Annotated in this window: 16 protein-coding genes; 6 read left to right on the top strand and 10 right to left on the bottom strand. The window is 52.1% G+C overall.

Annotated features, from left to right (window positions below; all coding sequences use genetic code 11):
• Window positions 1-105: 105 nt before the first annotated feature.
• The 4 genes from MKZ24_RS03375 to udk all read right to left on the bottom strand — a co-directional run bounded on the left by MKZ24_RS03375 (window position 106) and on the right by udk (window position 4,425).
• Window positions 106-1,494, bottom strand: coding sequence for an ABC transporter substrate-binding protein (locus MKZ24_RS03375; protein WP_052415881.1), 1,389 nt, complete (start codon window positions 1,492-1,494; stop codon window positions 106-108).
• 40 nt (window positions 1,495-1,534) lie between these two features.
• The gene (locus MKZ24_RS03370) at window positions 1,535-2,413 is read right to left on the bottom strand and encodes a carbohydrate ABC transporter permease (protein WP_052415883.1); all 879 of its coding nucleotides are present in this window, start codon (window positions 2,411-2,413) and stop codon (window positions 1,535-1,537) included.
• On the bottom strand, window positions 2,410-3,267 hold the full coding sequence (locus MKZ24_RS03365; RefSeq protein ID WP_042241310.1) for a carbohydrate ABC transporter permease: 858 nt from the start codon (window positions 3,265-3,267) through the stop codon (window positions 2,410-2,412). The genes MKZ24_RS03370 and MKZ24_RS03365 overlap by 4 nt, the downstream gene beginning before the upstream one ends.
• Window positions 3,268-3,795: 528 nt before the next feature.
• Window positions 3,796-4,425, bottom strand: coding sequence for a uridine kinase (udk, locus tag MKZ24_RS03360; RefSeq protein WP_039296931.1), 630 nt, complete (start codon window positions 4,423-4,425; stop codon window positions 3,796-3,798).
• Window positions 4,426-4,617: 192 nt separating this feature from the next.
• On the opposite strand from udk, the gene MKZ24_RS03355 reads away from it, so the two are divergent.
• Complete coding sequence (locus MKZ24_RS03355; protein WP_042231713.1) at window positions 4,618-5,709, top strand: threonine aldolase family protein; 1,092 nt, start codon at window positions 4,618-4,620, stop codon at window positions 5,707-5,709.
• Window positions 5,710-5,797: 88 nt separating this feature from the next.
• On the opposite strand, the gene MKZ24_RS03350 is transcribed toward MKZ24_RS03355, so the two are convergent.
• The 6 genes from MKZ24_RS03350 to MKZ24_RS03325 form a co-directional block, all read right to left on the bottom strand.
• Complete coding sequence (locus MKZ24_RS03350) at window positions 5,798-7,117, bottom strand: glycosyltransferase family 2 protein (protein WP_052415885.1); 1,320 nt, start codon at window positions 7,115-7,117, stop codon at window positions 5,798-5,800.
• A 368-nt stretch (window positions 7,118-7,485) separates the two neighbouring features.
• On the bottom strand, window positions 7,486-9,024 hold the full coding sequence (locus tag MKZ24_RS03345; protein ID WP_042231716.1) for a lipopolysaccharide biosynthesis protein: 1,539 nt from the start codon (window positions 9,022-9,024) through the stop codon (window positions 7,486-7,488).
• On the bottom strand, window positions 9,014-10,147 hold the full coding sequence (locus MKZ24_RS03340; RefSeq protein WP_042231719.1) for a polysaccharide pyruvyl transferase family protein: 1,134 nt from the start codon (window positions 10,145-10,147) through the stop codon (window positions 9,014-9,016). Before MKZ24_RS03340 ends, MKZ24_RS03345 begins: the two co-directional genes overlap by 11 nt.
• On the bottom strand, window positions 10,144-11,199 hold the full coding sequence (locus tag MKZ24_RS03335; protein WP_042231722.1) for a glycosyltransferase family 2 protein: 1,056 nt from the start codon (window positions 11,197-11,199) through the stop codon (window positions 10,144-10,146). Before MKZ24_RS03335 ends, MKZ24_RS03340 begins: the two co-directional genes overlap by 4 nt.
• 30 nt (window positions 11,200-11,229) lie before the next feature.
• Window positions 11,230-12,135: a glycosyltransferase family A protein gene (locus tag MKZ24_RS03330; protein ID WP_042241313.1), complete on the bottom strand. Its 906-nt coding sequence runs from the start codon at window positions 12,133-12,135 to the stop codon at window positions 11,230-11,232.
• A 225-nt stretch (window positions 12,136-12,360) separates the two neighbouring features.
• Window positions 12,361-13,236 (bottom strand): aldose 1-epimerase family protein, encoded by an 876-nt coding sequence (locus MKZ24_RS03325; RefSeq protein WP_042231726.1) that lies wholly within the window; start codon window positions 13,234-13,236, stop codon window positions 12,361-12,363.
• 291 nt (window positions 13,237-13,527) lie between these two features.
• On the opposite strand from MKZ24_RS03325, the gene MKZ24_RS03320 reads away from it, so the two are divergent.
• From MKZ24_RS03320 to MKZ24_RS03300, 5 genes are all read left to right on the top strand, one after another.
• Window positions 13,528-14,757, top strand: coding sequence for a Zn-dependent hydrolase (locus tag MKZ24_RS03320; RefSeq protein ID WP_340781308.1), 1,230 nt, complete (start codon window positions 13,528-13,530; stop codon window positions 14,755-14,757).
• Between the two features lie 679 nt (window positions 14,758-15,436).
• A complete protein-coding gene (locus MKZ24_RS03315; protein WP_340781307.1) occupies window positions 15,437-17,020 on the top strand; it encodes an extracellular solute-binding protein in 1,584 nt (527 codons plus the stop codon).
• 82 nt (window positions 17,021-17,102) lie between these two features.
• Window positions 17,103-18,020 (top strand): ABC transporter permease, encoded by a 918-nt coding sequence (locus MKZ24_RS03310; RefSeq protein ID WP_340781306.1) that lies wholly within the window; start codon window positions 17,103-17,105, stop codon window positions 18,018-18,020.
• 36 nt (window positions 18,021-18,056) lie between these two features.
• Window positions 18,057-18,941, top strand: a complete 885-nt coding sequence (locus MKZ24_RS03305) for a carbohydrate ABC transporter permease (RefSeq protein WP_042132829.1) — start codon at window positions 18,057-18,059, stop codon at window positions 18,939-18,941.
• A gap of 52 nt (window positions 18,942-18,993) precedes the next feature.
• Window positions 18,994-21,327, top strand: coding sequence for a helix-turn-helix domain-containing protein (locus MKZ24_RS03300; RefSeq protein WP_340781304.1), 2,334 nt, complete (start codon window positions 18,994-18,996; stop codon window positions 21,325-21,327).
• Window positions 21,328-21,337: the final 10 nt, after the last annotated feature.

Below are 21,337 nucleotides of genomic sequence, written 5' to 3'. Positions count from 1 at the left end.
AAACGCTCCTTGCGGCGGATTTTCCGGTGCTAGTATCTATCTTCAGTATACAGGGAGCGCCGGTGTTCCGCTAAACGTATAATTGCCACAGCGGCTGAAGCCGCCTTATCTTTTGATAATCTCCGTTACTTTCTTCTGAATCACCGGCATAACCTCTTCCAGCGTCTTGTGTCCGGTCTCGACAGGCTGCAGCTCATTAATGAACATGTCGTTGATCTGCGAGTAGTTGGTGATCAGATGGTTATAGGATTCATAGCCGTATTTGACTGCACCCTCGTAGACCTTCTTCACATCCGCCGGATCAATGCCGTCAAAATGCTTGTAGTAAACCTCAGCAGCTTCAGTGTTGACCGGCGGATTGCCGCCGCTAAGCTCAATGGACTTCTCCTGGACCTCGGTGGTCATCAGGTATTTGATCCATTCAAAAGCCTCCTTCGGATGCTTCGAATCCTTCAGAATCAGCAGCGGATCGACGAACAGTGTGCTGCGCACCTGCTCATTGCCGCCCCACGGCACTGCGGCTACGCCGATTTTGAACGGAAAATCGTTAGCCCCAGCGAGGTTCCAGGAACCGCCGATCGACATCCCGATCTTGCCTGCAACGAACGGGTCACCGTTCTGTCCGGCTACGCTTTTACTCCACTCGGAAGTGGGGGACACCTTATCCTTGAAGACAAGGTCGAACAGCTTCTGGTAAGCGGCAATGACCTCAGGGGAGTCGAAATGTGTCTCGGAAGGAACACCGCCGTTGGTCCAGGTATCCGCGGAGTAAGGCTCTGCCCCGAAGTACAGCGGCCGCATATCCCGTTCCGCCCAGGTGAAGTCTACGCCGTATTGCGTTTTGGCGATATCCTCGGAGACGAGGGTCATCTTCTTGGCATCCTCAACCATCCGCTCAAACGTCCAGCTCTTATCTTCATAATCGCTTGGCGGATAGGCGACACCTGCCGCATCGAACATATCCTTGTTGTAGAGCATCAGGGTGACATACATATTGACCGGTATACCGTAGGTGCGGTCGTTCACCGTGTAGATTTTCATCAGATTCTCAGGGATATTGTAGTCCTCCGCCTTGAAGCCGTCTTCCTGAATAAGGTCGGTCAGATCAAGCAGCATGCCCTTGTTGTAATACTCGGCGAAACCGCCGTATCCGTAGTGGCTCGTAACATCCGGAGAATTACCGCCGGCAATCAGTGTCTGCAGCTTGCTGTCGAATTGCTCATAAGGTGCTTTCTCTACCTTGACCTTGATATTCGGGTGCTCTTTCTCGAAGTCTGGAATCAGCTTCTCAATGAACGTGCGGTCCTCCGAGTCAATCGTATAATGGGATATGGTCACCTGTTCACTTGACCCGCCGGAGTTCCCGGCTCCGCTGTCCCCTGCTGTGACATTCCCTGCTGATTTGCCGCCGCCGCAGCCCGATATAGCTACCATTGCTGTCAGGGCTGTTGTAAGCAGGACGGCCGACCTCTTGCTCTTCATGATCTTGTTCATTGTTCATTCCCTCCATGATTTCAAGTATTGTGGACCCGGATTACTTAATGCCTGTCAGCACAATGCCCTCCACAAACTGCTTCTGGGCGATAGCGAACAGAGTGACAATCGGAACCATAGCCAGGACAGAGGCGACCATCAGCAGATGCCACGGCGGTATGCGGAAACGTGATGAGGTGAGCGAGGCCATGCCGACCGGAAGCGTGAATTTGTCCGAAGAGCTTAAGTAGAGCACAGGAGTCAGCAGATCATTCCAGCTGTAGATAAAAGCAAAGATCGCCACGGTCGCCAGCGCCGGTGCAGACAGCGGAAGCGCGATGGTCCGCCACATCCGCAGCTCGCCGCAGCCGTCAATCCGTCCGGCGTCGAACAATTCCTCGGGCAATGTAGAGAAGAACTGCCGCAGCAGGAAGATGTTATACGCCGAGCCGAAGAAGGCGGGGACGATCAGCGGCAGGAAGGTGTCGATCCACTGCATTTTGGAGAACAGCACGAACTGCGGAATCATAATCGCCGGATAAGGCAGCATCATGGTGCTCAGCAGCAGGATGAACCAGAAGTTGTTGCCGCGTCCCCGGTATCTGGCGAACCCGTAAGCGACCAGCGCCGAAGAGAGCAGGGTGCCGAAGACGGAGAGGCCGGCGATAATCAGGCTGTTCTTGTACAGTGTGCCGAACTGTAGAGTCTCGAAGATTTCGGTATAGTTGCTCCAGGCCCAGCTCTCCGGCAGGAAGGTCGGCGGGAACTTCAGCATTTCCCGTTTCGACTTCAGCGAGGTGGAGACCATGAAGAACAGCGGCAGCAGCATGAGGAATGTGGTGATTATCAGTGTGATGAAGCTGGCGATCTTCACGGGATCCGCCCTCCGGCGCAGCCGGGAAGGCGGGCCGAGCGGGCTCGCGGCCTTAACGGTACTCATCGGCGGCTGCCTCCTTCATAGTGGACATAACGGTTAGACAGCTTCATAATAATGGCCGTGAACAGCATGACGACAATCAGCAGGACCCAGGCGAGCGCGGAAGAGTAACCGGCCCGGTATTCCTTGAAGGCACTGGTATACAGATTGTAGACGTAGAACCAGGTGGAGTAGTTAGGCCCCCCTTGGGTCATGACGAAGGCTTGCGTGAACACCTGGAAGGAGTCGATCAGACCCATAATCAGCTGGAACAACAGGACTGGTGAGATCATCGGCAGAGTGATATTCATGAAAATGCGGAAGCGTCCTGCCCCGTCCAGGTTAGCGGCTTCAATCAGGCTGGCCGGGACCCCCTGCAGACCAGCGAGGAAGAGAATCATGCCCGAGCCCGCTGTCCAGAAGGACATGATAATCAGGGCGTAGAGCGCCGTATCGGGATTCATCAGCCAGGCCGGGCCGTGGATGCCGAACCAGGAGAGCATATAGTTGAAGAGGCCGATCTGCGGGTTGAAGATCCAGTACCAGAGGAGCGACATCGCAACGCCGGAGACCATGCTCGGGAAATACATCGCTGTCCGGAAGAAACCACGCCAGGGGATGGTCTGATGCAGCAGCAGAGCGAACCCGAGACCGAGCAGCAATTGCACCGGCACGCTGATGAAGGTATATCTTAGCGTGACTGTTACGGACCGCCAGAACAGCTCGTTATGGAACATTTCCGTGTAATTGGCGAGACCGATGAACTTGGGCGGATGAATAATGTCATAATCGGTGAAACTGTAGTACAGCGACGACAAGATAGGATAGAGGGCGAAGATAAGGAAGCCAATCAGCCATGGGGAAATGAACAGATACATGTAGAACGTCTGCCGCCGGCTCTCACTCTTAATCACGAACACACCAGCCTTTCTTTCTTAAAAGTATAAGCGCTTTAACTTTAATGATAAATGAAAGTAGAAATTCGCCCATTTAATAGAGATAAATAATAATAAGTTTAACCGCTTTAACTTTTAGGCCGCCCTGTTGCACTAATCATAGTGGATGGAACGGAAATAATCAACAGTTATTTCGTTAATAAAGCGCTACCAGTCAATAAATATAACAAGATAAAGGAATGTGTTGCTGAAAATGCAGAAAATTTCATTGCGTGCATGAAAATTATGTAAGGTAATATAACATAGATAAAGGGTTTGAGGTTTGCATCTGAGCCTGTTGGCTCTATATTTCATAAGTCTGCTGGAAGTGATGTTATGTATTCTTCGTATGGAAGAATCGTTGGTGACTCCGGAGAGCCACTGCATCCAGCCACCAGCCACAGCAAAAAGCCGCCCGGCACGGCCGGACAGCTCTCATTCAACTAAGGTATAGGCAGATTGCTGCTCTGCTTACGTCCACTGATGATCGCCGGACAGATATTTCTCGGTCAATACGGACAGCAGCTGAATCCCTACTTCATTCTGTCCGCCTTCCGGAATAATCAGGTCAGCGTATTTCTTGGACGGCTCAATAAAAGCTTCGTGCATCGGCTTAACCGTGGTCAGATATTGGGTGTGGATCGAACGGATCGTCCGGCCGCGTTCCTCGATATCGCGCAGTACCCGGCGAAGGATACGCACATCGGGGTCGGTATCCACGAATACCTTAATGTTCAGCTGCTCGCGCAGCTTCTCGTCGGAGAGGACATGAAGCCCTTCAAGGATGACGATATTGTTCGGTGCAAGCCGAACGGTCTTCTCGGTAGAGCGGGCATGCACGGTGAAATCATACACTGGGGCAAATGCGGCTTGTCCGGCTTTCAGACAATCTAAATGCTCTATCAGCAGTTCCGTATCAAAGGCCAGCGGGTGATCGTAATTAATCGCACCGCGTTCAGCCATGCTGAGGTAAGAATGGTCTTTATAGTAGTTATCCTGAGATATGAACGTCACTTTGTCAGATCCAAGACGGTCAATAACGGAGCGCGCTACCGTCGTTTTGCCGGAACCGGTCCCGCCGGCGATACCAATAATAAGCATGGTGTTTTTATAAACCTCCCTAAGCGATTGCCTTTGCAATTCCAATATTGTAGCACAGCGGTCAACTTATTTCACCTTGGATCAGGGGAATATCATGTGAACTTTCAAATAAATCGGGTATTTTAGCGGAAAATGATATAATTTCAAGTATTCGTACAGATCGAGCATATTTAAAGGGAGCGGATTAGCGGAATGAATGAGCAGAATGCTTTACTGGAAGCTTATAACGGGACAGAAGTGCAGCTGGCAGGCCATGGAAAAAGAGGGATATCCGTGCTGAAAGAAGCGCTGGCCGGAGTGGAGGAGCATCTCGCTGCCGACTTGTATGGGTCAGGCGCAGTAATAGAGGATTTCCAGGCGGAGATGGCCGGGGTGCTCGGCAAGGAAAGCAGTGTATTCTTCCCCAGCGGCACGATGGCCCAACAGATCGCCCTGCGGATCTGGAGTGACCGTAAGGGCAGCAGAAGAGTGGCCTACCACCCGCTCTGCCACCTGGAGATTCATGAGCAGGACGGGCTGAAGGAGCTGCATCATCTGGAGCCGCTGCTGCTGGCAGATAAAGACCGCCTGATCACAATGGATGATGTGAAGAATATGGGGCCGGGTATTGCTTGTCTGCTGCTTGAGCTTCCCCAGCGGGAGATCGGCGGGCAGCTGCCGGAATATGCTGAGCTGGAAGCTATTTCGGCCTATTGCCGGGAGCAGGGAATCATACTTCATTTGGATGGGGCGCGGCTGTTCGAAGTGCTGCCATACTACGGCAAGACAGCTGCCGAGGTCTGCGGGTTGTTCGACAGCGTATATATTTCCTTCTACAAAGGCATCGGCGGAATTGCCGGAGCGATCCTGGCCGGAAGCCGGGAATTCACGGAGGCGTCGAAGATCTGGAAACGGCGCCATGGCGGTGACCTGATCAGTCTCTATCCGTATATCCTGACAGCTAAGTATTATTACGGGCAGCGGATCGGCCGGATGGCCGGGTATTATGAGCAGGCCAAGGAGCTGGCTGCCTTATTCAACAGCTGCCATAAGGTGTCTACGCTGCCGGAGGTGCCGGTCTCGAATATGTTCCATGTACATTTCGCGTTATCCAGGGAGCAGGTTGCTCCGGTATTGATTCAGGTGTACACAGAGACGGGAATCGGGCTGACCCCGCGGTTGAAAGAAACAGGGGAAGCTTCATGCTCGTATGAGCTGAACATCGGGGATCTTTACAGCGGAGTGTCCAAGCCTGCGCTGGAAGAAGCCTTCCGGCTGCTGGATACGCTGCTGCAGGAAGGCTAAGGCGGGCAGAACAAAAAGCAGCTTCCTTATAAGGGGAAGCTGCTTTTTGTGTGGAGAGTTACACCTTCCATCTAGCCGGTCTGTCCCGTCACCGGTTCATCAGCGCCCGTACGAAGGAAACGCGGAGCAGCTGTTTTTTCATCAGCTTGGTGCGGAACTGGCGCTTCAATTGATTGTAGGCCTGAGGAGAGTGATTGCTCGCCCAGCTGTACATGAACTTGAAGTCGCTGTGGCTTTTGGCGGAGTTCATCAGGTAGTAAGAGATCGTATCATAGACGTTATGGTTGAACCACTCATTCATTTCCGCCTTGCTGTAGCCGAAGCGCTCGACGGCCATATTGCGGATGTTGCGCTTCTCCTCCAGATTCTCGATCAGGAACGACTGGCTGAGATTGAAGGTGATATTGTTGCCGTGAATCCGGTACACGCCCGCCAGCGTATCAATAAACCCGGCATCGCCGATCAGCAGCGCCCGCAGGTATATGGAAGCATCGTTGACCATACTCATATTCAGAATATCCATGCTCATCAGTGCCTCACGCTTGAATATGGCGGTTAAAGTTGATGCCGGCTTGGGATAGTTCTTCCGCTCGAAGTTCATGAAATAGTCGTGTTTGTCCGTGACGGGACTCAGCTCCAGACTGGAGATAGTGAGCTTCTGCGACTGGGAATACTCCAGGAATACGTTTGCGGCGACAAAAGACAGCTCCGGATGCAGCCGGTGAACCTTCACGGCTTTGGTGAAATAGCTGCGGTCAATAAGATAGTCATCATCGTCCAGGAACAGGATGAATTCCCCGTCGCCATGTGCGGCCAGCGCTCTGCGGCGGTTATTTCCGGGTCCGCTGTTGGTCTCATTCTGCATGAAGATGACGCGCGGCTCTGCTCCGAAGGTGGCGTTCATCATCTCCTGCGTACCGTCGCTGGAGCAATCGTCAATGACGATAATTTCGGTATGCGGATAATCCTGCCGCAGAATGCTGTTCACTGCCTGCTGCAGGAAATCTTTTCTATTATAAGTAGTAATAATTACACTGACCTTCGGATGGCTTGCGGAACCGGCGTCCAGGTTGAGTGTAGACTCCTGCGTATCAGGCACGCTGCTGCTGAGTGCGGAAAGCGCCTGCATGAACCCGTTAATTTCATCGATCTGAATATTAAATTGAGTGCTGACATAATACTGGAGCGCGTCATCCGAAGCCCGGCCTGCCAGAAAGGCATCCAGGACACCGTTCAGCGTCTCCAGATGTTCTTTGATTCCGGCATCACTCTCGCTGCTGCTGATATTCCTGGCCTGGCGGATCAGCTCCTCACGGGTCAGACCCCCGGCGGGCGGATGATGAATATCGTCACTCAGCTGATGCAGCAGATGCAGTCCTGCTTCATGTAAGTCCCCGCGGTGATCCATAATCAGTCCTCCTAAAAGTTTTATGGAGCAATGCTTCCTGGTTCGCTTCGCAATAAAACTCGCTTCGGAAGCATAGGCTAAATGTTGTGAAAATCATCAGCGTAATTTAAATAGTTGGATTTTCTCCATTTATGTTCCCGATTGTGAGGATCATTCTAAAGTTAGTTGGAAAAACTCCACTTAAAAATGCACATTTCGCGGGAAGAGGGCTGGAGGGCAGCAAGTAAATGCCTTTTTTCCAACTATTCGCGTACAGAGTGCGAAAAACGGTAAATTAAGCTACGTTTTTCCACTTAAAAAACTGGGGGAGGTGTTCTGGCAGCTTGCATGCGGCTGGAATGGGAATCTGCACTACCCCATTTCCAGCATTACAGCGTCTGCCCGGCCGCAACCTTCCGCTTAAGCTTGAGCTTCGTTCTGAATTTCTTGGCGTAGCTCCAGGTGTAGAGGAAGACCTCGCGTTCCATCAGAGAGCCCACCAGGAAATAGATCGGCAGGATAATCACACCCAGCAGCGCGCCCCAGAGGATTACGCCGGTGTAGGAGGTGATGCTCAGATTCAGCTTGGTCGTAATGAACACGATTGCCGCGAAGACGGCGACGTTCGTAAGCCATCTGCGAAAGGTGATCCACGGGCTGCGCTCCAGCAGCACTCTGCTGGCGTAGACCACAATATCGATCGAACGGTAGAGCAGAGCGACAATAGTTCCCATCAGCACACCGTAGATTCCGAAGAAGATTACGAACACAATCGAAGCTCCGAGGTTGATCGCTGACTCCAGAATCGAACGGAACTGTGTGTTGCGGAAATGTCCGGCAATGGTGATCAGATTGTTCGACGACGTGCGGGCATTGGTCAGAAGCTTGATCGCCACGAACAGAACCGGCAGCCAGACATTGATATAATTCACATCGTTGACCCCGGCGGTGTACAGCCGCATGAATGGCAGGATCAGAATGTAGACCACCGTCAGGATGGAGAAGATCAGGCCCATAAAGTAGACCTCGTAAGCATCATAGAATTTGATGAAGGCCTCCTTGCCCTCATGATAGCTCTGCCCCAGCGCCGATTTGACGCTGCCGTTGACGGTCTGGACGATGTTGTCGACGATGGTGAAGATCATATTGTACATGACATAGATGCTGACAATCTTCAGGTTGGTGAAGATCGTCAGGATCAGCACGTCCGTATTACGGAAGACGAGATAAGAAATCTCATGCACCATAACGGAATTCTTCTGCCCGATCGCAGTGAAATCCGGCTTCATGCTGAGGTCCATCCATTTGTAATGCCGTTTCGCATAAATGTAGAACGCAACAATCTGCAGCAGGGTCAGCACGAAGAACGAGGCCTGGACGGCGATGATGTTCACGCCCTGCAGCAGCAGGATGATCCGCACCACGTTGTTCAGAATGTTCGCTACTGTGACGATAGAGGTCTCAATATAGCTTTTACCCTCAGCAATCAGGAGGACCCTGAATTTGCCCTGGAAGTAATAATTGATTGCTCCGCCGAGGCCGGAGAACAGGATAATCGCTGCAATGCTAATGCTGCTGATCTCCGAATGGATAACCAGCGGATAGATGACCGACAGCAGCACGACCGAGATGAAATAGTAGATCCCGGTTTTTTTGTAGTAGCTGGAGGTAGCGGCCAGGATGGAGTTGATATGGCCCCGGTCGTTGCCGGCCACCGGCTTATAGAGTGCCTGCAGCGATGCCGCACCAACCCCTGCCTCAAGCAGGGCGAAATAACTGATAATCTGCACAATCGAGGCAATCAGTCCGTTCGCTTCCGAGCCGTAGTTAACCATGATCAGGCGGGGGATGAAGAAACCGAGGATAATGGTAATCACCTGGCTGGTAAGCCCGAAGCCCAGGTTCAGCATGCTCCGTTTAGCTTTCATAGCTTCTTCTCCCTTCCAGCAGCGGTTCGGGTGTCAGATAAGCATCCAATTGCTTGAAATGCTTCTCCGCCTGGTTCGCCTGCAGCGTTACATCGAGCGTACCCGCAGCCATACTCTCATAGACCTGCTCGGGTGTAAGCTCAGCCAGATGGGCGAAGTCCGTATACGCTCCCCCGAAATAAGCATCCTGCATCACGTTGATCATCTTGTTGCTGTAAGCTACGGGAAACACCGGTTTGCCGAATACCCAGCCTAGGATCATTGCATGGAATCTGGAGGCGACGATGCAGCTTGCCCCGGACAGCACGGCGAGAATCTCATCCATATCTGTTTTGTAGAGATGAGCGTGGGTGTGGGCCTGAAGCTCCGCCGGAATCAGATTCAGGATCAGACTGATCGCTTCCTGGTCCCCTTCATGCTGGCAGAAGGACATGAAATGCACATCATACCCCTGCTGAATGAAATAGATTGCAACATCTTTCATTTTTTCATAATAGAGGTTGTCAAAACCGTCTAAAGCTTTGGACGAAGGCTTGATCACGGAAATGGCAAGGGTCTTACCCGTCACGACCGGAGCTTTTCCGCCGCTGTATTTCAACTGAAAAATAATATCCGGCGCAAGCCGCACATTGTCCAGATCCTTAAACAGGTCATAGGAATATTGCTCCCGGAAAGAGACATCGGCATAATTCTGGAAGATTTCCCTATATTGCTGGTAGTAGGCCTCATCCTTATACGGACCAAAGTTCGCGCCCATCAGGTAGTAGGGTTTGCTTTTATTGCGGAGGGCTTCAGCACCAGCCACATATTCTTCCCACTGTTCACCCTGCATAAAAATAGACCCGCCGATATGCACGGTTCCGTCGCCCTGATCCGTCAGCAGCTTCTGTACGAAGTTCGGATGAAGCTTTAGTTTGCGGAAAATATAGTTGATCCCCCGCAGCAGCACGGAGTCCGAGGCATACACCTTGAGGTTGTGGAGATCTTTGAAGACGAGCTTATATTGCTGCGGGGCAATCAGCATAAACCGGGTACCGGGGTATCGCTCACATAACACTTTTATGAACAAATCATCGCCCAAATTGAACTCTGTATATGCATTGATCATCATCGTCTTCTTCATATCTTGATTTCCTTTCTGCCCATCACGGTTTTGAGCTTATGTTTGAACTGGACCCAGTTTCTATCAATAACAATCAGCGCTCCGTACAAGGACGGGGAGATTAAGAAGGCTCTGATCTGCAGCGCGAGCTGGCGGTCGTCCCCCTGGTATTGACGTATGATCGGCCGCATCTCCTGGGGAAGTCCGGGATAACGGGCATCTATATCCTGAAGCAGACGCCTCACATCCATCCCCGCAGTGCCGTTCAGACAGGTCTTCAGATTGTAAAAGTAGTTCTCGGTCAGCTCCCGGTTCAGCAGTAATTCGGATATCTCAGATGTCCCGTCAAAGGGATGGGCTCTGAAATAATCAGCCACCCGCTTGAATGCATCGACCATGTCGAATTTATTCACGTTATACGTATTGGAGATGGAGGAGGTTCTCTGCAGATAGAAGGACAGCACATCCGGGATGGATATGGTCCGCGAGGCCCGCGACAGCGCTTTGTAGATGAATTCCTGATCTTCCCCGTTCACGCAGCGTTCGGTGTAGCGGATGCCGTTCTCCAGCAGAAAGGTCCGTTTGAAGGCGATGCTGCCGGTCCAGATTCTGAGGCTTCGATGCACAAAAATATTCTTCAGCGCTTCGCTCCCCGTAGTGTCGCTTGCCGCTGAAGTGAAGTTTACAATGGTGGACTTGTCTTCGCGGACCAGACTGTACCCCCAGCAGAGAATATCCGGAGCGGCGCTCCAGGTATGGGCTTCAATGCTCTGCACCAGTCCGCTGGCGATATAATCATCCCCGTCCAGGAACAGCACATAGTCGCCGCTGGCCGCTGCAAGCCCGGTGTTTCTGGCCGCGCTCACTCCGGCATTGGCCGTGCGGATCAGCTGGGCTCTCAATATGGGATGCCGCGCCAGAATGGCTTCGGCCACTTCGTACGTACGGTCTGTAGAACCGTCGTCGACCATAATCACTTCGAACCGCTTCTCGCTCTGGTCCAGGAGTGAATCCAGCAATGGAGCCACATAACGCTCTAAATTGTACATGGGAACTACAATGCTTACACTCATAACTCCACTCCCTTCCTGAGTTTTGACGGGTTACCCGGCGGTCTGTCTGTTAAAAATCTCCTTCAGCCCCTTCTTATATCCTTTGATCGCGGCGACATTCTTCTTGGGCTGCTCGCGGAGAATGAGGTAGAGCGTGGTCCACATCAGGGCGAGATAGCCGATGGGGCCCGACCGTTTATCCTTGAGCAGATGCACATGATTGAGCACACGGGTATAGGCGACATCCTCGAGATTGTCCCTGGAGGCCGGAGATTCATGATGCAGCAGCTTGAGTTCAGGATTGATATACAAAGGTCCGGAGCTCCGGGCGATGCGGGACATGAGAATATCTTCACCTACGCTGTAGCTGGTAAGCCAGGGAACGGGCTTCAGGTCCTGAATTGCCGCTTTTTTGAAGGACATGTTGCAGCCATGCTGGAATTCAGTCTTGAAGATCTTCCGGGCTTTATGCCAGTTGTACATGGACCCGGCTTGACCGCTTAAGGAGAGCTTGCCGCTCGACAGGGATTGCTGGAAGGACAGCAGGCAGCGGATGGTTCCAAGGAAGCTGTTCCGCATCCCGATGGCGATACCGCCGACTCCTGCGCAGTTAGGATAATCATCGTAGGTTTGAATCAAGGTAGACAGGTAATGGGCGGGGATTTCGACGTCATCATCCAGGAAGAGGATCTTGTCCATAGTGGACAGCTCCACGGCTTTGATCCGGGACAGCCACAATCCCCGGTCCGTCTTCTTGAAATAAGTTAAAGGATAACCGTATCCGGTAAGTAAAGCTTCAAATTCAGTAAGTACACGGGCTGGTATTTCGCCGTCATCTATAAGTATGACCTCAATGGGGTATGTCCTGCCTATGTCTTGTTTAGTTATAGAATGAATGCACCGTGTCAGGTCCTGTACCCGATTCCTCGTGCAGATAGCCACTGACAATCCTTGCATATACTCCACTCCCTTATCCATTTCTCCCATTCTATGTGTAGTGAATTAACTACCTTAAGCTTACTATTGGCAGCAAAAGGTTGTATATACTACTTTAGTTTACTTATTGGACGGCCTGCTTCCGTAAGCGTAGGATATGGATTCTAATTTGACACAAAAAGCCGCACCCACCGTAAGGTGGCTGCGGCCTTTTTGTTCTTCAGGAAGCGGTGGAGCAACAACCGGTTAGTTGAACGTAATCGTAAGCGAGCTTGTAGACTGGCCGCCCGGCGGCAGGGAGATGACTCCCGATTTGTCCCGGATTTCTCCGGTGAAGCCTTCACTGTCTGCTACACCATGCCAAGGCTCGATGCACAGGAACGGTGCGTTCTTCGGCTGCCAGATCCCAAGATCGGGGAAGTTGTGGTAAGCCACGCTTACGCTTTTGGCAGAGAGCTTGCTCTTCAGCGCTACGGACTGCGAGCTTACATTCTTGAAGACGAGTGCGTCATGCTCAAACATCTCATGGTTTAGCGGCAGAATGTTCTCATTCTGTAGAAGCGGGTCAGTCTGCCCGTTAATGAGCTGGCCGGTTTTGTTCAGGAACAAGCGCTCCAGATTCTCCGGCTGCGCGAATTCAAGATAATAGTCGCTGAATGCTCCGCTGCCGTCAATCGGGCAATTAAATGCAGGATGGGTGCCAAGCTGGAAGAAGATCTCCTGTTCATCTGTATTTTCCACACGGTAGCTGATCTCAAGGGTGCTTCCGCTCAGGATATAGGTGAGGAACAGGTTGAATTTGTACGGGTAGACCGCCAACGTGCTCTCACTATGGGAGAGAAGGAAGACTGCCTGGGTATCGCTTGCCTCCTGCAGCGTGAATTCACTGCGTCTGGCGAAGCCGTGATTGGCAATCTTATAAGCCTGCCCGTCCGCTTTGATCTCGCCTTGGATGGCTGCGCCGATAATCGGGAAAAGTACCGGTGAACGGCCTGTCCAATAGGCGGCATCCCCGCTCCACATATATTCGGTCTCCGTATCCGTTCTTCTGAAGCTGATCAGCTCGGCTCCGAGTGAACTGATCACAGCTTCGGCTGTGCCGCTGCGCAAAAGGGTATTCATATGCTTAGCTCCTCTCAAATTATGCTTCCTACCAGCTCATATTCTATCAGACTTCCCCAATCGCGTTATAACATAACGTGAACAAAACCAAAAAAAATTATTACAGTCTGTAAAATGAAAATAATACGGAATGGTATAACATATATAGAAAGCAATAATTCTATATAAAACGAACTAAACTTGCGAATGGGTGAGAGTGACGGAGGGCTACCGCAGTCGCGAACAACACCCAAATCGGGGACTTCAAGTTCGTTTCATATAAATGAGCGTTCGAAACGGAGGAATAGGGCCATGCAGCTGCAGCAGATATTCGTGAACGGTGAGAGATTGAAGAATACGATCGAGACCTTCGCCGATTTCGGGCGGACGGACAACAACGGGGTCACCCGGTTATCGCTGTCGGAGCAGGATGTGCAGGTGCGCGGCTATTTCACTTCCTGTTGTGTTGAGTTAGGAATGGCTGTGAAAGTAGATGACATGGGAAATATGTATGCCACACTTGCGGGAAGCGAAGAAGGTCCGCCTGTAGTGATCGGATCGCACCTGGATACCGTCAAGAAAGGTGGCAGATTCGATGGGGTGCTCGGCGTAATCACCGGTCTGGAAGTGGTAAGAACCCTGGTTGACCATGGCATTAAGCCGCGCTTGCCAATAACAGTGATGAACTTCACCAACGAGGAAGGTGCCCGCTTCGAGCCGTCGATGATGGCTTCGGGTGTCTTGGCGGGCAAGTTCGACAAGGCAGAGATGCTGAAGAAGAAGGACCCGGAGGGTACGACCTTCGGTGAAGCGCTGCAGGCCAGCGGCTATGCGGGCGATGCGGAGAACCGGATCAGCGAAGCAACGGCTTATCTGGAGCTGCATATCGAGCAGGGTCCTGTGCTGGAGAGAGAGAATCTCAAGATCGGCCTGGTCGACTGTGTAGTCGGGATGGCCTGCTATGAGATTGAAGTGACAGGCGAATCGGATCACGCCGGTACTACGCCGATGGATATGCGGAGGGATGCGCTTTTTGCCGCTACAGATATTATTACGGAGCTGCGGCGGAAGCTGGCTGTACTGGACTCCGAACTGGTCTATACCATGGGCAGAATGAACGTGCTGCCTAATATTCATACCGTTATTCCGAACAAGGTGATCTTCACCGTGGAAGCCCGGCATAAGGACATGGATATTGTCCGTGAAGTAGAGGCAATTATTAATGGTCTGCCTGAAGAACTGCTGGAGTGTAGTGTATCGAAGACGAAGCTGTGGGGACGCGATACCGTATGGTTCGATACGGAGGTCTGTGCCCTGGTTGAGCAAGCTACCCGGAAACTGGGCTATAGCAGCCGGAAGATGGCCAGCGGAGCAGGGCATGATGCCCAGTTCGTGGCCGGATTCCTGCCGTCGGCGATGATTTTTGTACCCAGTGTGAAGGGGAAAAGCCACTGCGAGGAAGAGCTCACTTCTAATGATGAGTGCGAGATGGGCGTGAATGTGGTGCTGGAAACGGTGCTGGCGGTGTTGGCGAGTTCCTGACGGATGGCTTGCAGGCTGGGCGAATTGCATAGATTGATGTCAAAGACTTTAAGACACTTAACCGGTGTCTTTTTTCTTTATATAGGAAATTATTGGTACCCGCTGAAACCCTCTAATTCCGCTGAAAGTGGGCGGTACGGGGATGAGCCGAATGTACACGAAAAACCGAGTACATTGTGCCAACGATAGGGTAGATGGGCCGAATGTATGCGAAAAACCGAGTACAATGTGCCAATGATAGGGTAGACGAGCCTGATGTATGCGAAAAACCGAGTACAATGTGCCAACGATAGGCTAGACGAACCAAATGTACATGAAAAACCGAGTACATTTGCCACTCCGGTGCAGGGAGAGAGTATGTGCAATGCCGCGACAACGCTGCAGTTTGATATAATATGAAAGCGTAATCATCACTCGCAATAACCCGGATTGGAATATCAGGCGAAATCAATCTCGATTTCTTAGCATCCGTATGCAATTCCTGTGATGGACAGGCAGTAATCAATATATCGATATCGCAGCAAGAATGGGAGATAGTCAAGGCTGGCGTACGGCGTTAAGTTGGAGGAGCAGGAGGCAGCTTCGGTAGGGCCGCAGGACCGCAAAACCGCAAGACTGCAGGACCGGTGCCTCCGGCGATGGCCTTTCTATTAAGAACACATGGGGGAGATGTGAAGGGATGAAGAGATCTTGGAGACAACGGATGATGCTCGGCACCAGCTTGCTGCTGGCTATAGGCGGACTGGCAGGCTGCTCGGGCGGGAACGGGAACGGGAATGCCGGAGGAGCGGCAGCGGATGAGCCTACCCCAATTTCGATCTGGGCGTCACTGAATACGAATGTGTCAATTACGCTGAAGAACATGAGTGAGATTACGGCGATTCAGGAGTGGGAGAAGAAGACCAACATTAAGACGGAATTCCAGCATCCCGCCGTCGGTGCGGAGACGGAGCAGTTCAATGTCATGCTGGCTTCTAATGAGCTGCCGGATGTGATGTTCGTCTACGGGGATTATTCCAAGCTGTACACGGACGGCACGATCATTAAGCTGAACGACCTGATTGACCGGTACGCGCCCAACCTGAAGAAGATTCTGGACGAGAATCCCGAGGTCGCGAAACAATTGAAAGCGGATAACGGAGACATCTACGCGATTCCCCATCTGCGGCTGGGCAAATATAAGACGTTCGGAGGCACATTCATCCGCCGGGACTGGCTGGACGAATTGAATCTCCAGCAGCCGGAGACGCTCGCTGAATGGGAGACGGTATTGAAGGCGTTCAAGGAAAAGAAAGGGGTCACCGCTCCGCTCCTGTTCGGTGCACCGCCTAAGCTGACTACGATGGGCCCGGCGGCCCCTACCTTCCTCGAAGCCTACGGGATCACGAATACAATCTTCCTGAAGGACGGTAAGGTAGCCTACGGGCCGACAGAGCCGGAATTCAAAGAATTCCTGACCACGTTCCACCGCTGGTATCAGGAGGGCCTGATTGATCCTGACTTCGCCACGAATGATCAGAAAACCTATGATGCCAAGATTCTGGGCGGTCAGGCCGGCGCCTTCTTTGCCTTCATTGGCGGCGGCATTGGACGTTATCTGCCTGCACTGCAGGAGAAGGAGCCGGCGGCCAACCTTACCGCGGTGCAGTACCCTGTAGTGAACAAGGGGGATGAGCCGATGTTCACCGGCCGGTCCTGGGAGTGGAGCGGTGCCGGCGCGACGATTACCAAGAGCAACAAGAACCCGGAGGAAACCGTGAAGGCGCTGGACTACTTCTTCAGTGAAGAAGGCCATATGCTGAAGAACTTCGGCGTAGAGGGTGTAACGTACACGATGAAGGACGGATATCCGACCTACACGGATGAGATTCTGAAGAATCCGGACGGGCTGTCGGTGGTTCAGGCGATGGCGAAGCATTTCATTGCCAATTATCCGTTTGTCGGTGAGGATGATGACCGGTACAACGAGCAGTATTACCAGTATCAGCAGCAGAAGGACGCGGTTGCGCTCTTTTCCAAATACAGCGATAACACACTCAAGGTCGGTCTTCCCCCGGTCAGCCTGACTACAGAGGAGTCCACGGAGTACAGCAAAATCATGAGCGATATTACTACTTACCGTGATGAGATGTTCATCAAATTCGTCATCGGTGCGGAACCGATAGAGAACTTCGGCAAGTTCACCGCCCAGATTGACAAGTTCAATGTGAAGCGGGCGATTGAAATTCAGCAGGCAGCCTTAGACCGCTATAACGCCAGATAAGACAGAGGAGCTGTCCGCGGGGCGGTGAATGAGAATTTTACCCCCGCGGACCTGCAATGAAGAAGAGGAAAGGAGGGAGACTATGCCGCAGAAGTTATCTCTGGTATGGATGAATTATAAAAAGAACAAAGCGATCTACTGGATGGCACTCCCGGTTGTATTGTATTTTCTGGTATTTAAGTATTTGCCGATGTATGGTGCGGTGGTCGCTTTTAAGGAATATACCGTCGGCAAAGGAATTTGGGGCAGTGATTGGGTGGGGCTGCAGCATTTCCGCGATTTTTTCCAGAGTTATTATTTCTGGCGGATTCTCAAAAACACGCTGGTCTTAAGCTTCTATCAGCTGCTGTTCGGATTCCCGGCTCCGATCCTGCTTGCGCTGCTGCTCAATGAGCTCAGGCATGAAATGTTCAAGCGCACGGTGCAGACCGTCTCTTATATTCCCCACTTTATCTCGATTGTGGTCATTTGCGGAATGGTGGTCGATTTCTCGTCCCGCGACGGGCTGTTTAATTCCATAATTGTTTTCTTTGGCGGGCAGAGCAGCGCACTGCTGAGTGATCCGGGTAATTTCCGTACGATCTATACTGCATCTTCGGTCTGGCAGGAGCTGGGGTTCTCGACGATTATCTATCTGGCTGCGCTAAGCGGTATTAATCCTGAACTCTATGACGCCTCTAAGGTAGACGGGGCCAGCCGGATGCGCCAGGTATGGCATATCACCCTGCCGGGTATTATTCCGATGATTGTTATTCTCCTGATTCTGCGTGTGGGCGGACTGATGGAGATCGGCTTCGAGAAGGTCATTCTGCTCTATAATCCGAATATCTACGATACGGCAGATGTCATATCTACCTTTGTCTACCGCAAAGGGATCAGTGAGAGTGCCGAGTTCAGCTATACTACTGCCGTCGGACTGTTCCAGTCGGTGGTCAACTTCATTCTGCTCATTGGCGCCAACCGGCTGTCCAAAGCGGTATCTGACAACAAGCTGTTCTAGTGCCGCTTCACCAGGAAGACAAAGTGAGGGATTCCCATGAAAATCAAAAGAACCATAGGAGAACGGCTGTTTGACAGTGCCAATACGCTGATCATGCTCCTTCTCATCATTATCACCCTGTATCCGCTGTGGCATGTGCTGAATGCATCGTTAAGCGACTCTAACCGGCTGATGGCCCATAGCGGGCTGCTGCTTCTTCCGGACGGGTTCAATCTGGACAGCTACAAGCTGGTGCTGAGCAATCCGAGCATTCTCTCCGGCTACAGGAATACGGTTGTGATCGTGGTGCTGGGTACGGCGCTCAATCTGCTGTTCACCATTCTGGGTGCATATACCCTGTCCCGCAAAAGCTTCATGCTCCGCAATCCGATCATGCTGGCCATTGTGTTCACCATGTTCTTCAACGGCGGGATTATTCCCACCTATCTGCTGATTAACAATACGCTGCACATGGGGAACAACCTGATGGCGCTGATTGTACCGGGACTGGTCAGCAGCTATAATCTGATCATTATGCGTACGGCCTTCCAGGAGATTTCCGAGAGTCTGCTGGAATCAGCGAGAATTGATGGTGCGGGAGAGGTACGAATTCTCTGGCGGATTGTGGTACCCTTATCCATGCCGGTAATTGCAGTTATGATTCTATTCTACGGAGTGTCCCACTGGAACTCCTGGTTCAGCGCTATTCTGTATATCCGCGACCGTAATCTGTACCCGCTTCAGCTGATATTGCGGGAAATTCTAATCCAGAACAGCACGGATTCAATGACTACCGCAGCGGCAATGGGGGATAAGGAAGCGATCGGAGAAAGTGTGAAATACGCAACGGTAATGGTGGCTACGCTGCCGATTCTCTTTATCTATCCATTTTTACAGAAGTATTTTGTGAAAGGCGTCATGATTGGCGCGATCAAGGAATAACCCGGGGCCCTATCCGGATTACACCATCATCATGAACAAGAGGAGGAGAGCCATGAAGAAGAAAAGCATCCTGCTGTCCTGGAGCCTCTCTTATCTGGTCATCCTGCTCATTCCGGTCACCATCGGTGCGGCCGTATTTGCGGAGTCCCGCAGTCTGCTGGAGGAGGAGGTCAGCCGCTCCAACAGGGTCCTGCTGTCCCAGGTACAGGAGACGATCGATAGCCAGATTGGAGATATCAGCAGCATCAGCAGCCAGCTGATGGCCGATTCCCAGCTGAGCAGCTTCATTAATCACGCGTCCGAACAGGATGCCAGGTGGCGGCTGATGGGACTGGAGCTGATTAAGAACCTCAAATCGATCCGGATCGGGAATGGATTGATTCGTGAATTGTACATCTACGTGAAATCAGCAGATGTGGCACTGTCCTCCTCATCGCTTGTCTCCAAGAACCTGTTGTATGAGATTTATTATGAGGGAACCGGGGTGAGCGAGCAGGAGTGGACCCGGCTGATGCAGGATTCGGACGAGAGCCTATTCCGCAAAATGAAGGTCTTCAGCGAGGACCGCCGCATTGAGGAGACGCTGGTCTACCTGCAGCCTTTTCCGATCCAGCTGTCAGGTAACAGTCCGGCCACCTTCGTGGTTACCCTGGACCCGGAACGGTTTCAGCAGGCGATCAACAATGTGCGTCTGGAACAAGAGAGCATCGTGTTCATACTCGACCGGGACGGGCGTACGTTATTCTCTACCGGGACAGTTGAAACCCCTTACACGATACACAGCTATTTGCTGCAGAATAAGAATAGCGGAAGACGGACGGGAACAGCAGACTGGAACGGGGAATCGGTGACGGTCTCCCAGATCTCCTCTAACGTGCAGGACTGGCAATATGTCTCTATCGTTCCCACGCGCATTTATGCCAAGAAGCTGATGGTGATCCGCAACATCACATTCACCGGCGTGGCAGCTGTCCTGCTGCTGGGCGGTGTGGCTGCCTGGTGGTTCACCCGGCGTAATTACCGCCCGCTTGGCCGGATTATGAGTATTATTTCCGATAAAGTCAAAGGGAAGCTGGAGCAGCCGGATGATGAATTCGGTATTCTGCAAACGGTGTTGACCCGGGCCTGGGAAGAACAGGATCAGTTCGCCAGCAGGCTGAAGGAGCAGCAAATGACGGTGCGCAGCAGCTTCCTGGCAAGGCTGCTGAAAGGGCGGGTGCAGCCGGGAGCAGGGCTTACTGCGGAGCTGGACCGCCTTGGCATCTGTTTTGAAAGCGACTCCTTTGCTGTATTGCTGGTGCACATCGAGAATTATGAAGGGCTTTTCCGTACCCGGGCACCTGAGGACAAGGAGAAGAAGCGCCAGTTCGTCCACCTGATTCTGTCCAATGTGCTGGAGGAACTGATGGGCTCGGCCGGTCCCGTCTATTCCGCTGAAATGGACGGGCGGATCGCCTTCCTGGTCAATATCCGGGGGGATGCAGGGGAGGCCGTCCCGCAGCTGATCCACGCCGCCGGGGAGGCGCAGCATTTCATCCATTCACGCTTCCTCATCTATTTCTCGGTCGGAGTCAGCAGCGTCCACAAGTCCATTGCTGAGATTTCGGCCTGCTTCCAGGAGTCAGAGGAGGCACTGGAGTACCGGCTGATTCTTGGCATCGGCCAGATTATTGACCAGCACAGGATCCGGCAGCCCAAGGAAGAGCTCTATTATCCGCTTGATCTGGAGCGTCAGCTTGTCAATTATATCGCTACAGGTAATTATGCCCGCTCTACTGAGGTCATGAACGAAATTCTGATGACCAATTTTGCCGGGGAGCCCTTGTCTGTAGAGCTGGCCCGCTGCCTGATGTTCGAACTGATCGGCACCATGCTGAAGGCAACGGAGCAGCTCAAAACCGATGACCTGAAGGAGCCGGCCGGGCGCAATGAACTGGTCCGCCAGCTGTTTGCCTGTGAGACCTTTGAGGAGATTGAAGCCGGACTGCTGCAGATTCTGGAGACGGTCTGCCAAATGGTGCATGAACGCAAGCGTTCCCATAATACCGAGCTGAAGGATCAGCTCCTGGAATTCATTCATGAGAATTACGCTGATGTTAATTTGGGGCTGACCCATATATCCGAACGGTTCCGGTTCCATCCTACGTATGTCTCCAAGTATTTCAAGGAGCAGACCGGCACCAATGTTATAGACTATATCAACCAGTACCGGATAGAAGAAGCCAAGAAAATTCTGCAGCAGGATGAATTGACCGTGCAGGAGGTATCCGAGCTGGTCGGCTTCCTGAACAGCAATTCCTTCATCCGTGTATTCAAGAAATACGAAGGGATCACTCCCGGCCAGTACAAGCAGAACAGCCGGCTGATCCAGCAGGGCAATCTATGAAGAGGAGCAA

Origin of the sequence: Paenibacillus sp. FSL R7-0297, from assembly GCF_038009025.1 — a bacterium.
GTDB lineage: Bacteria > Bacillota > Bacilli > Paenibacillales > Paenibacillaceae > Paenibacillus_AQ.
The sequence above is the reverse complement of the archived record's forward strand: the minus strand, read 5'-3'. Positions and strand labels throughout refer to the sequence as shown.

What these genes read in the sequence shown, in the direction of transcription:
- MKZ24_RS03375 (WP_052415881.1), bottom strand. Translation starts at nt 1,494, where the DNA reads ATGAACAAGATCATGAAGAGCAAGAGGTCGGCCGTCCTGCTTACAACA.
- MKZ24_RS03370 (WP_052415883.1), bottom strand. Translation starts at nt 2,413, where the DNA reads ATGAGTACCGTTAAGGCCGCGAGCCCGCTCGGCCCGCCTTCCCGGCTG.
- MKZ24_RS03365 (WP_042241310.1), bottom strand. Translation starts at nt 3,267, where the DNA reads ATGTATCTGTTCATTTCCCCATGGCTGATTGGCTTCCTTATCTTCGCC.
- udk (WP_039296931.1), bottom strand. Translation starts at nt 4,425, where the DNA reads ATGCTTATTATTGGTATCGCCGGCGGGACCGGTTCCGGCAAAACGACG.
- MKZ24_RS03355 (WP_042231713.1), top strand. Translation starts at nt 4,618, where the DNA reads ATGAATGAGCAGAATGCTTTACTGGAAGCTTATAACGGGACAGAAGTG.
- MKZ24_RS03350 (WP_052415885.1), bottom strand. Translation starts at nt 7,117, where the DNA reads ATGGATCACCGCGGGGACTTACATGAAGCAGGACTGCATCTGCTGCAT.
- MKZ24_RS03345 (WP_042231716.1), bottom strand. Translation starts at nt 9,024, where the DNA reads ATGAAAGCTAAACGGAGCATGCTGAACCTGGGCTTCGGGCTTACCAGC.
- MKZ24_RS03340 (WP_042231719.1), bottom strand. Translation starts at nt 10,147, where the DNA reads ATGAAGAAGACGATGATGATCAATGCATATACAGAGTTCAATTTGGGC.
- MKZ24_RS03335 (WP_042231722.1), bottom strand. Translation starts at nt 11,199, where the DNA reads ATGAGTGTAAGCATTGTAGTTCCCATGTACAATTTAGAGCGTTATGTG.
- MKZ24_RS03330 (WP_042241313.1), bottom strand. Translation starts at nt 12,135, where the DNA reads ATGCAAGGATTGTCAGTGGCTATCTGCACGAGGAATCGGGTACAGGAC.
- MKZ24_RS03325 (WP_042231726.1), bottom strand. Translation starts at nt 13,236, where the DNA reads ATGAATACCCTTTTGCGCAGCGGCACAGCCGAAGCTGTGATCAGTTCA.
- MKZ24_RS03320 (WP_340781308.1), top strand. Translation starts at nt 13,528, where the DNA reads ATGCAGCTGCAGCAGATATTCGTGAACGGTGAGAGATTGAAGAATACG.
- MKZ24_RS03315 (WP_340781307.1), top strand. Translation starts at nt 15,437, where the DNA reads ATGAAGAGATCTTGGAGACAACGGATGATGCTCGGCACCAGCTTGCTG.
- MKZ24_RS03310 (WP_340781306.1), top strand. Translation starts at nt 17,103, where the DNA reads ATGCCGCAGAAGTTATCTCTGGTATGGATGAATTATAAAAAGAACAAA.
- MKZ24_RS03305 (WP_042132829.1), top strand. Translation starts at nt 18,057, where the DNA reads ATGAAAATCAAAAGAACCATAGGAGAACGGCTGTTTGACAGTGCCAAT.
- MKZ24_RS03300 (WP_340781304.1), top strand. Translation starts at nt 18,994, where the DNA reads ATGAAGAAGAAAAGCATCCTGCTGTCCTGGAGCCTCTCTTATCTGGTC.